Genomic DNA, 15,194 nt, shown 5'->3' on the forward strand with positions numbered 1-15,194 from the left:
GAGCTCGCCGTCAGGCGGCGCGGGTGACCGTGATGTTGCCGACCGAGGTGCTGGCGTGGACCTCCGCGCGGTCCGGCTTGTCGGACGGGGCGTCGGAGGTGGGCAGGTCGCTGCGGACCAGGCCGGCCTTGGCGTAGACGTCCAGCCACGCCGCGGTGGTACCGGGGATGCCGAGCTCGATCTCGCCGGTCGAGGTCCGCAGGTCGATCACGCCGCGGGTGAGCCGGGCGATCCGGATCCCGCCGAGTGCGGACCGGACATTGACTCCGGCGTGCGCGGTTCCCATCGCGAACGAGCCGTTGGACGACTTGCCCCTCGTCTCGCCGAGGACTTCGCCGATCTCGGTCTCGCCGTTGGCGTTCTTGACTGTGAGGTCGCCGCCCACGTGGCCGATCTCGACCCGGCCCGCGCCATGCACCTCGACGCTCCCGTCCAGGTGGTGGGCGCGGATGGTGCCGGTCGCGGTCCTGAGTTCGGCGGTCCCGGCCCGCTCCACGGTCACGTTCCCGAGCGCGCTCTTCAGGTGGACATCGCCCAGCGTCCCTTCGCAGTGCACGTCCCCGAGCCCGGTGGTTGCCTGCACCTCGGATCCGGCCGGCAGCTCGACCTCGACCATGACCGCCCCGATCTTGTTGAACGGGTTACGGCCACGGGGGCCTCGAACGATCAGCCGGCCACCGATCAGGCTGACCTGGGTCTGGGCGGCCGACTGGACGTCCCGGTCGCTCGCCGCGTTCCCGGGCTGGACCAGGACCGTGGTCTCGACCCGCTCGCCGGCCCGGACCAGGACCGTTCCGTAACCGACCTCCAGCTGGGCGGTGATCGGACCCGGGGTCTTGAAGGACTGCGGCTCATGGGTGGCGGAAGAAGACATGGCTGTTCCGTCCTTTCGACTGCGTCGGGTGTTCGTGCTGGTGGGAGCGGTGAGCGGGTGGAGGGGGTCGGTCAGACCCAGCCGGTGAAACGCCGACCGATACCGGCCTCCGCGACCGGGCCGACAACCGGCCGCTGGGCGCCGACGGCGGGGCTGCCGTCGAGCGACGCGGTCAGGGTGAGCACCAGCCAGGCGTTGACGGAGAGTCCGTCGCGGGCTGCGGCCGACTCGACCTTGCTCTTGAGGGAGGTCGGTACCCGGAGATTGATCCGGGCGGTACCGCCCTCATCCACCTCCGGGGGACCCGCCGCTTCCGACTGCAAGGCCGCCGACGGCGACGCAGACGGCGACGCCGCCGCGGGGATCGCCGCCAGGTCGGCGGACTCCTGAGGCTCAGGCCGGCTGACCACGAACTCCGGGTCCAGGCCACGCAGCCGCACATCCACCGAGCCGGGCGCCAGCTCCAGCGTCACCTCACCCATCGCCGCGGACAGCGCGTTGAGCAAAGTGAGCCGGGCGGCCGACTCCAACGGAGCGGTCAGCCGCTCGGCCAGGGCACGAGCGTCGTCACCACCGGCTTCGGCGGCGACGGCGAGTTCCTGTCGAAGGTGCTCGACGTACGGTGCGAGGTCCATACGAGCACTATGACACAGCGATGGCGCCACGTCGAGCACCATATGGCGCCATACGTGGCGCCACGTGATCCCGCAAGAGCTCCGCAATACAACGCGAAGCCATCCGAAGCTCAAAGATGCTGCTAGCAGCCCTGCACCGAACATGACGCCAAAATGGCGCCACCCGAAAACAAGTGGCACCATCCAGAACCGGCATCGGGACACGGGGCCCGAATAACCGCCATGGTCGTCGGCTGCACCGACCCATGGACCACGGTCCGGGGCTGTGGGGCTGTGGGGCTGTGGGGCTGTGGGGCTGTGGGGCTGTGGGGCGTAATCCCCGTCGACGAGAATGGTGCTCAGGCACTGGTGCTGGCGGACGAGCCGACGACCAGCTGCTATCTGCCCCAGCACCGAGCGTTCCTGCGGCGGCGCGCTGCCGACTCCGAGGCCGCACTGAAAGCTGCGGCGGACACTGTTCTTGCAGACCGGGCGAGGGTGTGGGAGGAGTTCGGCATCTGGGCCTCGGACGGTCCGACGGTGCTCATGGACTCCGCCGTAGCAGGTTCCGACCTGGGCGTTGAGTACCCAGACGGCGGAATGCCCGCTGAGGCGCCGGTCCCACTGCCGGCCGGCAGCTGGAGGGTCCGCGCCACCCGGACCACGATGGACGAGGAGAACTGAGTCGGCCTGGTCCAGCTCCACCCCGCCGAATCCTGAACGGGACGCGCCTCGGAAACGCCGTCCGCATGATGTCCCACAGCGACAGCCGGGCGGTTCCCGACGACCGCCGCTTGCCGCAGCGCAGCCTCCACCGCCCCGTATTCGCGTCAGAGACCACCCAGTTCCGCTGCGAGGTTCGGGTCGCGCATGCCGGGGAAGGCGTAGCCGTCGGCCTCGTCCCACGGGACGTCGAGGTCGTCCATGTGCACCCGCCATTCCGCTCCCGGCAGAGCACGGCGCAGTTCGGTGACCGAGCCGAGCACCTGGTCGAGCACCGACAGCACGCGGCCGGGATCGAACGGCAACTTGGTGGACCCGGCCACGATCTCGCCGGGGCTGTCGGCATCACGGTCGTACAGGCACAGACTCTCCTCGTCCTCATATGGGAAGCACGCCATGTGAGCAGCGACAATGCGCTCAACAGCGGCCGCCTCGGCATCCGTCGGGGGGATCGTGCGGCTCGCGGAGTAGTAGAGAGAAACGCTCATGGCCCGAGCGTACTGACGAGGTATGACAGAGCCACCGGACACGGTCGTCATGTCCGCACACTGACCGTGATGCGAGACTTCCGGCATGGACAAGGGGCGCGAGTCGCGGTGGGAAAAGGATGCAATGACGGTCGAGATCGTCTTTGCGCTGGTGACTGCTGTCGCCCTTGCCGCGGCGGTCTTTGCCGTCGCTCTGGTCCTCGCTCTCGCCTTTGACCTCTCCGGTTCGACGTCCAAAGCCGTACTCAAGGGAGGAGCCCTGGTCGGATCGGCAGTCGGAATGTGGCGTCTGGTACGGGTGCTGTATCGCTTCGACACGGAGCGCCGCAAAGGCCACTGACGGCAAGCGCCATCGGACCGCCCGTTGGACGATCGACCCGGTGGGGGAAACCCCCCGTTGAGGACGCCAGGGTGCCGGAGTGCACAGGTGCCTGTGCACAGAACACTGTGTACGTATGCCACAGCGACCCGGTTCAGCCACCCCTCCCCCGGACCCCGAACCTTCCTCGTCCGCGCCCGTCGAGCTCGGTGAACTCGGTGACCTCGGTGAACTCGGCGCTCTCAAGGCGCTCGCGCACCCGCGGCGTCAGCGTGTTCTGGAGCACCTGACCCTGTACGGCCCCGCCACCTCGGCGATGCTTGCCCGGGCCCTCGGGCTCAATACGGGGTCCACCAGTTACCACCTGCGCGAGCTGGCCAGGTACGGCTTCACCGAGGAGACGGGCTCCGCGGGCGGAGCGGAGCGAACCGACGGAACGGGCGGACAGGTCAGGAGGGGTGGAGGGGGCGGAACAGGCGGAACGAACGGCGCCGAGGCCGCCGCGCCGCGGGGCCGTGAGCGGTGGTGGCGGGCTGTTCCCGGCGACCGTCGCTTTCCGCCGCGCAGTCGGCAAAGCCCTGAGGCCCGGCACGTCATGGACGAGCTGAACCACCACGCGTACGCCGCCGACCTCGACCTCTTCGAGCGTCTCCAACGCGGCGCGGACGACGGCCCGTGGGCGGACGCCTTTCCGTACTCGCGCGGCAGCATCCAGGTGACAGTGCCCGAACTCCACGCGTTCTTCGAGGAGTACATCGCCCTCCTCAACCGGTACAAGCGGACCGGGTCCGACGTACCGCCCGGCGCGCGCACCCTACTCACACGTTTTCTCGCCTTTCCCGTACCCGAGCCGGCAGGCGACGGCTCCCAGGAGGCGGACGCGTCATGATGCTGCGCTACGCCCTGAGGACCGTCCGCGCGCGCAAGGCGGGGTTCGTCGGCTCCTTCGTGGCCCTGATGTGCGCGGCAGCCATGATCGCCGCGTGCGGGACGCTCCTGGAGACGGGACTGCGCGGCGCCATACGCACCGAACGCTATGCCGCAGCCCCGGTCGTGGTCTCCGCCGACCAGAACGTCCACCGGACGACCGTCAAGGAGAAGAAGGGCAAGACCAAGGTCAAGCACAAGGCCAAGCCCGTCGCCGAACGCGCCTGGCTCCCGGCGGATGTCGGGCGCACCCTCGCCGGCACTCCAGGTGTCGGCCGGGTGATTCCCGAACTCACGTTTCTCGCCGTGCCGTTGGTTCCCGACGGTGATACCGGCGGCCGGGCGTCCTACGGGCATGACTGGGCATCCGCCGAGCTGACTCCGTACCGGCTCACCGAGGGCTCCGCGCCCGAGGCAGCCGGTGACGTCGTCATCGACCGCTACCTCGCCGAGCACGCCGGCCTCGGCACCGGGGACCGGCTCACCGTCCAGTCGACCCGGGCTCCCCGCTCGTACCGCGTGTCGGGGGTGGCCGCCCCGGACACGCCCGTACGCCACCAGACGTCGCTCTTCTTCTCGGCCGCCGAGGCCCGCCGTCTCGCCGACCGCCCCGGGCAGGTCACCGCCTTCGGCGTCCTCCCCGAAGCGGGTACGGAGCGGGGTACCACGGCTCTCGGGCAGGTCGTGGCCGAGGCCCTGCGTGGCACCGGTGCCCAGGTCAGCACCGGCGAGGCGCGTGGGCCGGTGGAGTTCCTGGACGCCGCCGTGGGGCGCACCCAACTGGTCAGCATGGGCGGGGCGATGGCCGGTACCTCACTCCTCGTCGCGGTCCTCGTGGTCGTCGGGACCTTCGCGCTCATCGTCCGCCAACGTCATCGCGGGCGCGGCCGGCGCCCTGCTGGGGCTTCCCCTGGGCGGGTGGCTGCACGGCAGGCTGGTGGGCCTGGGTGCCGTGCCCGGCACGCTGCAGCGCAGCGCCGGGTTCCTCCCGTTGCTCACCGCCGTCGCCGCGACCCTGTTCGGCGCCTGGGCAGCGGCCCGGATCGCCTCCCGCCGGGTGTCCCGGATCCGGCCGGCGGAGGCCCTCGCCGAGGCCCGTACCGAACCCACCCGTACCGCCAAGGGGCGCATCGTCGCCGGTTCTCTGGTGCTCATCGGCGGCGGCGCCCTCGTCGTGCTGCTCAGCGTCCTGCACACCGAGCCGGCCTCGACACCGGTGACATTCCTCGCGGTCGTCGTGCTGTCCGTCGCCGTCGCCCTGCTCGGGCCTCTCCTGGTCAGGGCGGCGGCCCTACTGCTGTCCGGGCCGCTGCGGCTGGCCGGCCACGGGGGCAGGCTCGCCACCGCCAACCTCCGGGGCAATGCCGTCCGTATGGCCTCCGTCGTCACACCGCTCACCCTGCTCGTCGGCATGACCTGCACGGTCCTCTTCGCTCAGCCCACTCTCGGCGATGCCGCCCGCGCCGAGGCCCGTGAGGGCATCCGGGCAGACCGGGTGGTTGTGGCACAGGGCCCCGGCGTCCCCGCCGAGGCCGCACACCAACTGCGGGCGCGACACGACGTCGTCACCGAGGTGGTCCGTACGACCGCGAGGGTCGGCCTGGACACGTACACGGTCCAGGGCGTCACTCCGGCCGGCCTCTCCCGCACCTGGGATCCGGACGTCACAGCCGGTTCTCTCGACAAGCTCACCCGGCGCACGGCCGCCGTGAGCGAACTTGCGGCCAACTCACTCCACTTGAAGCCTGGATCGGCGCTGAAGCTGACGCTCGGCGACGGCACTCCCGCCTCGCTCACCGTCGTCGCCGTCTATGCCAGAGGCCTCGGCTTCGGAGATCTCACTCTCGCTCACGACCTGGTCGCCCATCACGTCGACAACCCGCTCGCCGCTTCCCTGCTCGTCAGCACGGACCGCACACCGGCCGATGTCGCCGCCACACTGCGGGAGTTCCCGGGGCTGACGGTGCTGTCACCCGATGCGGCGGACGCGCTTCGGACAGGGCGTCAGAAGTCCGCCACCGAGGTCAATCCCATCGCCATGGGGCTTGTCCTGGCCTTCACCGCCATCGCCGTCCTCAACACACTCGCCGTGTCCGTCTCGGAGCGGCTGAGGGAGTTCGCCCTGCTGCGGCTGTCGGGCGCGACACGCCGTCAGGTGCTGCGCATGCTACGCATCGAGGCCCTGTCCGTGCTTCTTCTGGGCATCGCGCTCGGCAGCGCCGTCGCTCTGGCGACCCTTACCGCGTTCAGCGTCGGCATGACGGGCCGGGTGGCGCCGGCCATCGCCCCTCTCCTCTACGTCACGGTCGTCGCAGGAGCCGGCCTGCTCGCCCTGGTCTCGACCGCCGTACCCGGCCGGGTCGCCCTACGGGTTCCGGCGGTGACGGTGGCGACGACCAGGGAGTGACGCCCTCCCACCAGCCCCGGGGCCGGCCTCACCCGTCGCCCCCCCCTGGACGCCCCCGCCGCCACAACGCCACAACGCCACAACGCCGAACATTGCCCCGCACCCAGCGGTTGTCGCGCATGCCCGTAGCCCCGACGATGGGGAGGCGGGAGGCATGCCGTGTGGACGGGAGGGCGAGTTGACGGACCCCTGGGTGGCTCTGGCCGCCGACGCGAACCCTGGCACCCACCTCGGTGAACTACGCCGGGCGCACGAGGTGTTCACCTCCGCCGGGAGGCTGGAGACACCGGTACGCTCCGTGGTGGGCCAGTCGTGGCGTCGCTCAGCCCGGGCGCGGGTCAGCCCGGACGGCGCGCCATTGGTCGAGCTGTGCGCGGATGAGCTCGGACCTCACCGGGACGCCCATCCCCTGGCTCGCGTCATGCCGGTGATCCGCGAGCTCATGAGCGCGTACGCGGTGGACGGCGAGCATCTGCTCGCGGTCTGCGATGCGCACGGCCGGCTGCTGTGGGTCGAGGGTCATACCCGGGCCCGTCGGCGGGCGGAGCGGATGAACTTCGTGGAAGGCGCCCGCTGGGCGGAGTCGGAGGTCGGGACGAACGCACCCGGCACCGCGCTCGCGATCGACCGCCCGATCCAGGTGTTCGCAGCCGAGCACTTTCTTCGGCCGGTCCAGCAGTGGACGTGTGCGGCCGCCCCGCTGCACGACCCGCACACCGGCCGGGTGCTCGGTGCTGTCGACATCACCGGTGGGGACGGGCTCGCACATCCGCACAGCCTTGCGTTCGTACAGGCGGTGGCGCGCGCCGCCGAGGCCCAACTGGCCCTCGTCGCACCTCCGTCCGCCGGTGGTTCGGCGCAGCTCGGCGCGCTCGGCAGAGACGAGGCGCTCCTGGTTCTGGACGGGCGCAGGGTCCGGCTCAGCAGACGCCACAGCGAGATCCTGGTGACGCTGGCCATGCATCCGGAGGGCCTGAGCGGTGACGAGCTGCTGATCGAGCTGTACGAGGACGAGTCAGCCCCAGCGGTGACGTTGCGGGCCGAACTCGCCCGGCTACGGGGCATTCTGGGGCCTGAACTGCTGCGCTCGCGCCCGTACCGGCTGAGTACGCCGGTGGACTGCGACTTCGACACCGTCACCCGCAGGCTGGAGTCCGGGGCGGTGGCGGCAGCGCTCGGCGCCTATGCGGGACCCTTGCTGCCGCGTTCGCAGGCACCAGGGGTCGCCCGGCTGCGCCGCAGGGTCGAGGGCGGGCTGCGGGCGGCCCTGATCGCGCGGGGTGATCCCGGTCTGCTCGCCGACTGGGCGTACAGCTCGTGGGGCTCGGAGGACCTCCCTGTCTGGCGGGCGCTCGCCGCCGCTGCACCGCCGGAGCGCCGGGCTGCGCTCCTGGCGAGGGCCCAAGTGCTCGACATGGAGCAGCGCACGTAGCAACAACGCTCACGGGCCCCCGGATGCCCGTGCAACGGCGTTGCAACGTCGTGCTGCCTAGCGTCACACCGAGGGCCGTCCAACGGCGGGCGGCACCGGAACCGGGAGGCCACAGAGATGACCCGTTACGCCGCACCGGGCACCGAGGGTGCCATCGTCTCGTTCGAGTCCCGTTACGACCACTGGATCGGCGGCGCGTACGTCCCGCCGGCCCGTGGTCAGTACTTCGAGAACCCGAGCCCCGTCAACGGTCGCCCCTTCACGGAGATCGCCCGCGGCACCGAGGACGACGTCGAGCGCGCCCTGGACGCCGCCCATGCGGCGGCCCCTGCCTGGGGGGCCGTGCCCGCGGGTGACCGTGCGACCGTCCTGAACCGCATCGCCGACCGCATGGAGGAACATCTGGAGGAGCTGGCTGTCGCCGAGAGCTGGGAGAACGGCAAGCCGGTACGCGAGACACTGGCCGCGGACATTCCGCTGGCCATCGACCACTTCCGGTACTTCGCGGGTGCGCTGCGCGCCCAGGAGGGCTCGCTCAGCGAGATCGACGACGACACCGTCGCCTACCACTTCCACGAGCCACTGGGTGTGGTGGCCCAGATCATTCCGTGGAACTTCCCCATCCTGATGGCTGTCTGGAAGCTCGCCCCCGCGCTCGCGGCCGGGAACGCGGTGGTCCTCAAGCCGGCCGAGCAGACCCCCGCGTCGATCCATGTGTGGATGAGCCTGGTCGCGGATCTGCTTCCCCCGGGCGTGGTCAACATCCTCAACGGCTTCGGCGCGGAGGCGGGCAAGCCGCTCGCTTCGAGTCCCAGGGTCGCGAAGATCGCCTTCACGGGCGAGACCACGACGGGGCGCCTGATCATGCAGTACGCGTCGGAGAACCTCAAGCCCGTCACACTGGAGCTGGGCGGCAAGTCGCCGAACCTCTTCTTCGACGATGTCTGGGCGCAGGACGACGACTTCCGCGACAAGGCGCTCGAAGGCTTCACGATGTTCGCCCTCAACCAGGGTGAGGTGTGCACGTGTCCCTCGCGGGCGCTGGTCCAGCGCGGACACTACGGCGAGTTCCTCGAAGCGGGCATCGCCCGTACCGAACAGATCGTGCCGGGCCACCCGCTGGACACGGACACCATGATCGGCGCGCAGGCCTCGGCGGAACAGCTGAAGAAGATCCTCTCGTACCTGGAGATCGGCCAGCAGGAGGGTGCGAAGGTTCTGACGGGAGGTCAGATCATCGAGCACGGGGGCGAGTTGGACGGCGGCTACTACGTCCAACCGACGATCTTCGAGGGTGACAACCGCATGCGGGTCTTCCAGGAGGAGATCTTCGGCCCCGTACTCGCGGTGACGTCCTTCTCGGACTTCGACGAGGGAATCAGGACGGCCAACGACACCCTCTACGGGCTCGGCGCGGGCGTGTGGACCCGGGACAGCAACACGGCCTACCGTGCGGGCCGGGCCATCCAGGCGGGCAGGGTCTGGACGAACTGTTACCACGCCTATCCGGCCCACGCCGCTTTCGGCGGCTACAAGCAGTCGGGAATCGGCCGGGAGAACCACAAGATGATGCTGGAGCACTACCAGCAGACGAAGAACGTTTTGGTTTCATACAGCCCGAAGAAACTTGGGTTCTTCTAGAGCCTCAAGTTGGGTGCCTGGAGGGGCGTTACTCTTCCAGGCACCCACAGGGCGCAGCCACTATCCGTGACCGATCAGCAACTTTCCGGACCCGTTCACCATGAATCTGCGTCCGTCCGGACCAGCCACGGACCAACTGGGGCGCTACATCGCGTCGCCTTCGGCGAGACGAAGCTTGCGAAGAAGTGCAGACGGCGTCGAGTGATCGCGAGGACCGGCCCCAGCGCATACCGACGGTATCTCGGTCCGGGATGGCGCCACGTTCTCGTTGTTCGCGGAGGTGCACGAAGTTTCGGACACCGATGTATCCGTGCGCGGCAAGGACGCCAAGGCCGATCCGAGATGTAACGTCGCGCGGGAGTTGAGACAGCGTCACGGCTGCATCATGAAGGATCTCAGTGTCCTGCTCGGAGAGCAGACTGATTGCCTGGGCGCGTACCCAGACGTGGTCCTCAGGGTCAGTGGCGGACGCCTCGGCCAGCCGTAGCCCCTTTCCACGGAGCGACGCCGAACCGCCGGAGAACTTGAACGAGCTGAGCGGGTGGGGGCTACCGGTCACTTCTCCGTCCAGGTAGCTTGCGTCCCGCCTCCCGAGTGCGTACTCCTTGGCTAGCAGGAACGTCTGTCGTTGGACTTCGACCGGCAGGTCGATGACCAGGTTGCGGGCACCGGTGATGGCGTCCTGCCGTGCCATAGCGATCTCGCGGGGGTCGGCCGGGGACTGCTGCACGAGTAGGTGACAGCGTCACCTACTCGTGCAGCAGTCCCATGGCACCCACGCCACACGACCGCAGAACCACATCGAGCCAGACCCCCACAACCGAGACCCAACCTTGTAGAAGCAGCTGACCAGCCACCACCGATTCACTGATCAGCCAGCCCGAGCGTGACGTCACCGTGAAGCATGACCGCGACAACAGCCTCAGCGAGAGCCGGGAACATGCCCAACTGTTTCGTGGCAGTCGTGCGTGGATCCGTGCCCATCGCCTGCCACTGGCCTAACGCCCCAGAGATCGCCTTGCCGACCGGCTGGCCACGCAGAACGCTCCCCTTGTAGACCATCACCAAGTCATCCCCACCGAGCCTCTGCAACTCAAGGGAATACCCAAATCCCTCCGCCGTCTTCTTCACGGACCGGCTGATCTTGGCCATGCCTTCCTCCCAAACCACGGCTGACTACGAACCAGGACGCACCGAGCATCTCCTCCGTACACGGACCGCACAGCCACGCAGCACAACAACTCGCCACCTACACGTAGGTGACGGGGCATCATCGACGCGACGGTGGTGCCGCAGGCTTCCACTTACAGCGGCTAACACAATGAGGTGGATCGCTCCTGTTGGCCGTGTCCGCGTCAGGGGTTGGGCGTTGTCCGGGCATGGGGACTTCGCCGTGGATCGTGTCGGATGACCTTTGGGAGCGGATAGAGCCGCTGCTGCCGTGCAGGGAACGTCGGTTTCGGCACCCTGGACGGAAGCCGCTGCCGGACCGGCAGGTGCTGTGCGGCATCCTTTTCGTGCTGCACACCGGCATCCAGTGGGAGTACCTGCCAAAGGAGTTGGGCTTCGGGTCTGGCATGACGTGCTGGCGTCGGCTGCAGGTCTGGAACGAGGTCGGCGTGTGGGAGCAGCTGCACGAAGTGCTGCTGGTCGAGCTCAACGCGGCGGCCCGTCTCGACTGGTCGCGTGCGGTGGTCGACTCCAGTCACGTGCGCGCCATAAAAGGGGGAGCCGGACGGGACCGAGTCGGGTCGATCGTGGCAGAACCGGATCGAAACACCACTTGATCAGCGACGGACACGGCGCACCGCTCGCCGTGATCCTCACGGGCGGCAACCGCAACGACGTCACCCAGCTCATGCCGCTGATCGACGCCATCCCACCTGTCAGGGGCCGGGTCGGGCATCCGCGACGCAAGCCGGACTCACTCTTCGCCGACCGCGGGTACGACCACGACATCTATCGCGACCAGGTCCACCAGCGCCGCATCGTCCCTGCCAGCGCCCGCCGCGGCACCTACCGCTGGGTCGTCGAACGCAGCTTCGCCTGGCTCCACGGCTTCAAACGCCTCCGCATCCGCTGGGAACGACGAGCCGACATCCACGAAGCCTTCCGCGAACTCGCCTGCTGCCTCATCACCCACCGACAGATCAACTCATTGCGTTAGCCGCTGTTACACCGGTGCGCTCGGACAGTTCTCCGATTTGCACGAAAACTCCATTCTCGGCGAAGGCACCAGCGCTGATCGGTCCCATGTTCCAGTGGTCCGCCCTCCTCATGCAACTGGCTCTTCGGCTATGCATCCGCTCGACAGCGGTGGCGTTGGTCGACTCCCCGTCGCAGGAGACGGATTTCGCAGCTGCGACCTTGGAGCGTCGGCCGCCACGGCAGGACGTCGAGTCGCTCGGCCCGGCCTGGGAAGACCCCATGCCCGGCGCGGGGCAGCGAGGGCTCACCGCGATGGACACCTGGCTGCGGGACTCTTCCCGGCCGAAAGTCCCCGAGAAGTCCCTGCGGACGCGGATCGCCCCTCGGACGCCCTCGAACATGCAAGTCAAGGGCATAGCGCGCCAGGGCGCGGACATGAGCGTCAAGTACAAGGAGACGGCGCGCGGCGGCCTCGCGGTGAACATCATCGAGTGCTAGCTAAGCTAGGCGGACAGGCCCGGTCCCTTCGGGTCAACGGTCCTGGAACGTGTCCAGGGCCACGGCCTGGGCGACGACCAGGCGGGGGTCCAGTCCGGGGGTGAGGATGTCGACCACGTAAAGGTCCCGCGGCCCCCACTTCCTGTCCACCTTCAGCACCTGCTTGCCCCCGGTCTCGAAGTCGAAGTGGTACGGCCACAGGAACGGCACCAGGTCCAGCGGCAGGAAGTCCCAGACGCGGCGGAGCACGGCCACGAACCGGTTACGCTCCCGACCGACGGCGGCCGGGAATCCGGGCTGGTCCAGCACCCAGGTCGAACGCACCAGTGAGGCGACGACCTCCTCCTCGAAACCGCCGACAAGGTTGCCCTCCGCGTCCCGCACGTCGTAGCCATCACCGGCGCCGCGCTCCTCGATGGTGAACAGCACGCGGGTTCCGGACACGCCTGAGTGGAAGGTGATCTTCTCCTCGATCGAGAAATGCTTCACCTCGGTGCGGGCCAGGACCTCGCCCTCCGAGCCGTCCGGCATCAGCTTCCTCACCGTGTAACGGCCGGCCTTGAGACGGTTCTCCTGCCGGACGATGAAGCGTCTGCCGGTCCACTGTCCCGCACTGTCCACTGTTCCGCTCCCGAAGCCGTCGTTCCCTGTGCCGCCGCCGAGCGCGTCCGGCGGAGCCATCATCACCGGACCGCCCGCCCTGCGACAGTCTCCATAAGTCGTCACCCGTAACGACGAAAGAGAACAGGGTTCCCAGGAGCCCCCGCCTCCCGGACGCCCCTGACCGGAAGTCCGTGACCACGCTCCCGACCGGCTTGGGCATGATGAGCCGGCCTGTTGTCCGCCTGTCACACCGATCCCGCGCAGGAGACCGTATGATCCGGGTTCTCATAGCCGACGACGAACCGCTCATCAGAGCAGGCATCAGAATGATCCTCACCTCCGCCGAGGACATCGAGGTCGTCGCCGAGGCACGGGACGGCCGGGAGGCGGTGGACACCGCCCGGTGCACCGCGATCGACGTGGCCCTGCTGGACATCCAGATGCCCGTGATGGACGGTCTGACCGCGCTGGCCGAACTGGGCCGTGCCGCGCCGGGAGTACGGGCGCTGATCCTGACGACATTCGGGGAACGCGACAACGTCCTGCGGGCGCTCGGTCACGGCAGCGCGGGATTCCTGCTGAAGGACACCGCCCCGCAGGAGCTGATCCACGCAGTCCGCGCGGCGGCGGACGGCAACGCCTGCCTGTCCCCGGGCGTCACCCGCCACGTGGTGGACGTCCTCGCATCCCCCGCCGCAGCCGTGCGCGGCGAGGAGGCGCGCAGCCGCCTGGCCGGGCTGACCGGTCGCGAACGCGAAGTGCTGGGCCTGCTCGGCGAAGGACTGTAAGAGTGCAGGGCTAGGACGTTCCCACCGGGTGCTTTTCGTTCGCCGCTATAACAGCGGCTAACGCAATGAGTTGATCTGTCGGTGGGTGATGAGGCAGCAGGCGAGTTCGCGGAAGGCTTCGTGGATGTCGGCTCGTCGTTCCCAGGGGATGCGGAGGCGTTTGAAGCCGTGGGGCCAGGCGAAGCTGCGTTCGACGACCCAGCGGTAGGTGCCGCGGCGGGCGATGGCAGGGACGATGCGGCGCTGGTGGACCTGGTCGCGATAGATGTCGTGGTCGTACCCGCGGTCGGCGAAGAGTGAGTCCGGCTTGCGTCGCGGATGCCCGACCCGGCCCCTGACAGGTGGGATGGCGTCGATCAGCGGCATGAGCTGGGTGACGTCGTTGCGGTTGCCGCCCGTGAGGATCACGGCGAGCGGTGCGCCGTGTCCGTCGCTGATCAAGTGGTGTTTCGATCCGGTTCTGCCACGATCGACCCGACTCGGTCCCGTCCGGCTCCCCCTTTTATGGCGCGCACGTGACTGGAGTCGACCACCGCACGCGACCAGTCGAGACGGGCCGCCGCGTTGAGCTCGACCAGCAGCACTTCGTGCAGCTGCTCCCACACGCCGACCTCGTTCCAGACCTGCAGCCGACGCCAGCACGTCATGCCAGACCCGAAGCCCAACTCCTTTGGCAGGTACTCCCACTGGATGCCGGTGTGCAGCACGAAAAGGATGCCGCACAGCACCTGCCGGTCCGGCAGCGGCTTCCGTCCAGGGTGCCGAAACCGACGTTCCCTGCACGGCAGCAGCGGCTCTATCCGCTCCCAAAGGTCATCCGACACGATCCACGGCGAAGTCCCCATGCCCGGACAACGCCCAACCCCTGACGCGGACACGGCCAACAGGAGCGATCCACCTCATTGTGCTAGCCGCTGCAAGAGCACAAGCGAAGGCGCCTGACCTTGAACCGTCCTGGGTTCGGTAGAGAGCTCAGATTGTGGTCTTGACCTGGGGTTTTGTGGATTCCTTGTAGTGGTTGGCCTCGTACTCGGCGGGTGGGATGTGCCCTATCTCACCGTGCAGGCGGCGGTGGACATACCAGTCGGTCCACTCGGCGGTGGCGTCCACGGTCAGCTGCGTCAGGCGCTTTCCGACCTGGTCCACCGCGACCAGGGTGTGGGTCTTCTTGTGGGAGTCGATACCGACCACGATCACGGGATGCTCCAACGGGAGTCGGACGAAGTGTCATCGCCTCCGCGGGGGCACGCCTCAATCGGGCGAGCAGCACGCTTCTAAGGCCACATCGCGAAGAACGAAGACACCGACGGGGCGGCACATCGCCGAAAAGCCCTCAACTGACGTGGCAGCAAAGAAAAAAGCCAACCCATCGGCATCTGTCCGTGTCGCACCGTCACCGGGGCGACGTCTCCAACGACAGCATTGACGCGAAGAAACTCGCCGCCGCCTTCAGGATCCCGTTCGCTCGCTTCAGCTCGGCTTTCTCCTGCTTCAACGCCTTGAGCTGGGCCGATTCCTCCCTCGTCGCCCCCGAACGCGTCCCCGCATCGATCTCATACTGCTTCACCCAGTTCCGCAGCGTCTCGCGGGAGCCGATGCCGAGCCTATCGGTGACCACCTGCAGAGCGGCCGTCTCGTTCGGGTGGTCACCGTACACCTCGGCGACCATGCACACCGCACGGCGGCGGAGCTCAAGAGGGTAACGGGAAGGTCGTGCCATGACTCGTTCCTT

Annotated in this window: 14 protein-coding genes and 3 pseudogenes; 9 read left to right on the forward strand and 8 right to left on the reverse strand. The window is 68.5% G+C overall.

Annotated features, from left to right (window positions below):
- Positions 1-10 precede the first annotated feature (10 nt).
- Both OG623_RS03760 and OG623_RS03765 read right to left on the reverse strand, forming a co-directional pair.
- A complete protein-coding gene (locus tag OG623_RS03760) occupies positions 11-874 on the reverse strand; it encodes a DUF4097 family beta strand repeat-containing protein (RefSeq protein ID WP_406144260.1) in 864 nt (287 codons plus the stop codon).
- A 71-nt stretch (positions 875-945) separates the two neighbouring features.
- Positions 946-1,509 (reverse strand): toxin-antitoxin system HicB family antitoxin, encoded by a 564-nt coding sequence (locus OG623_RS03765; protein WP_406144262.1) that lies wholly within the window; start codon positions 1,507-1,509, stop codon positions 946-948.
- Between the two features lie 222 nt (positions 1,510-1,731).
- Between OG623_RS03765 and OG623_RS03770 the strand changes: the two genes are divergently transcribed.
- Positions 1,732-2,172, forward strand: coding sequence for an Imm21 family immunity protein (locus OG623_RS03770; protein ID WP_406144264.1), 441 nt, complete (start codon positions 1,732-1,734; stop codon positions 2,170-2,172).
- A gap of 146 nt (positions 2,173-2,318) precedes the next feature.
- On the opposite strand, the gene OG623_RS03775 is transcribed toward OG623_RS03770, so the two are convergent.
- A complete protein-coding gene (locus OG623_RS03775; protein WP_406144266.1) occupies positions 2,319-2,699 on the reverse strand; it encodes a hypothetical protein in 381 nt (126 codons plus the stop codon).
- An 85-nt stretch (positions 2,700-2,784) separates the two neighbouring features.
- Between OG623_RS03775 and OG623_RS03780 the strand changes: the two genes are divergently transcribed.
- From OG623_RS03780 to OG623_RS03800, 5 genes and pseudogenes are all read left to right on the forward strand, one after another.
- A complete protein-coding gene (locus OG623_RS03780) occupies positions 2,785-3,039 on the forward strand; it encodes a DUF6332 family protein (protein WP_406144267.1) in 255 nt (84 codons plus the stop codon).
- A gap of 115 nt (positions 3,040-3,154) precedes the next feature.
- Positions 3,155-3,907, forward strand: coding sequence for a winged helix-turn-helix domain-containing protein (locus OG623_RS03785; RefSeq protein WP_406144269.1), 753 nt, complete (start codon positions 3,155-3,157; stop codon positions 3,905-3,907).
- A pseudogene (locus OG623_RS03790) lies at positions 3,904-6,352 on the forward strand (FtsX-like permease family protein). The gene OG623_RS03785 and the pseudogene OG623_RS03790 overlap by 4 nt, the downstream one beginning before the upstream one ends.
- Positions 6,353-6,530: 178 nt before the next feature.
- Positions 6,531-7,784 carry a GAF domain-containing protein gene (locus OG623_RS03795; RefSeq protein ID WP_406151665.1) on the forward strand — a complete coding sequence of 418 codons (1,254 nt, stop codon included), beginning with the start codon at positions 6,531-6,533 and terminating at the stop codon, positions 7,782-7,784.
- A gap of 117 nt (positions 7,785-7,901) precedes the next feature.
- A complete protein-coding gene (locus OG623_RS03800; protein WP_406144271.1) occupies positions 7,902-9,425 on the forward strand; it encodes an aldehyde dehydrogenase family protein in 1,524 nt (507 codons plus the stop codon).
- An 864-nt stretch (positions 9,426-10,289) separates the two neighbouring features.
- On the opposite strand, the gene OG623_RS03805 is transcribed toward OG623_RS03800, so the two are convergent.
- Positions 10,290-10,577, reverse strand: a complete 288-nt coding sequence (locus OG623_RS03805) for a hypothetical protein (protein WP_406144273.1) — start codon at positions 10,575-10,577, stop codon at positions 10,290-10,292.
- 227 nt (positions 10,578-10,804) lie between these two features.
- Between OG623_RS03805 and OG623_RS03810 the strand changes: the two genes are divergently transcribed.
- Both OG623_RS03810 and OG623_RS03815 read left to right on the forward strand, forming a co-directional pair.
- Positions 10,805-11,592 (forward strand): IS5 family transposase gene (locus tag OG623_RS03810; protein ID WP_406144274.1). Its coding sequence is split into 2 segments (ribosomal slippage): positions 10,805-11,156 and positions 11,156-11,592, totalling 789 coding nucleotides; the frame shifts between segments, so codons are not numbered across the junction.
- A gap of 149 nt (positions 11,593-11,741) precedes the next feature.
- Entirely contained in the window at positions 11,742-12,071 is a 330-nt protein-coding gene (locus OG623_RS03815; protein WP_406152129.1) for a hypothetical protein, read from the forward strand.
- A gap of 33 nt (positions 12,072-12,104) precedes the next feature.
- On the opposite strand, the gene OG623_RS03820 is transcribed toward OG623_RS03815, so the two are convergent.
- Complete coding sequence (locus tag OG623_RS03820) at positions 12,105-12,692, reverse strand: hypothetical protein (protein WP_406151666.1); 588 nt, start codon at positions 12,690-12,692, stop codon at positions 12,105-12,107.
- A 254-nt stretch (positions 12,693-12,946) separates the two neighbouring features.
- Here OG623_RS03820 and OG623_RS03825 point away from each other — a divergent pair.
- Positions 12,947-13,459, forward strand: a pseudogene (locus OG623_RS03825) (response regulator transcription factor); the annotation flags it as partial.
- A 60-nt stretch (positions 13,460-13,519) separates the two neighbouring features.
- Here OG623_RS03825 and OG623_RS03830 read toward each other — a convergent pair.
- The 3 genes and pseudogenes from OG623_RS03830 to OG623_RS03840 form a co-directional block, all read right to left on the reverse strand.
- Positions 13,520-14,307 (reverse strand): IS5 family transposase gene (locus OG623_RS03830; RefSeq protein WP_406144275.1). Its coding sequence is split into 2 segments (ribosomal slippage): positions 13,520-13,956 and positions 13,956-14,307, totalling 789 coding nucleotides; the frame shifts between segments, so codons are not numbered across the junction.
- A gap of 127 nt (positions 14,308-14,434) precedes the next feature.
- Complete coding sequence (locus tag OG623_RS03835) at positions 14,435-14,659, reverse strand: hypothetical protein (protein ID WP_406144277.1); 225 nt, start codon at positions 14,657-14,659, stop codon at positions 14,435-14,437.
- 235 nt (positions 14,660-14,894) lie between these two features.
- A pseudogene (locus tag OG623_RS03840) lies at positions 14,895-15,182 on the reverse strand (transposase); the annotation flags it as partial.
- Between the last annotated feature and the right edge of the window lie 12 nt (positions 15,183-15,194).

Source organism: Streptomyces sp. NBC_01012 (assembly GCF_045162755.1).
Classification (GTDB): Bacteria; Actinomycetota; Actinomycetes; order Streptomycetales; family Streptomycetaceae; genus Streptomyces.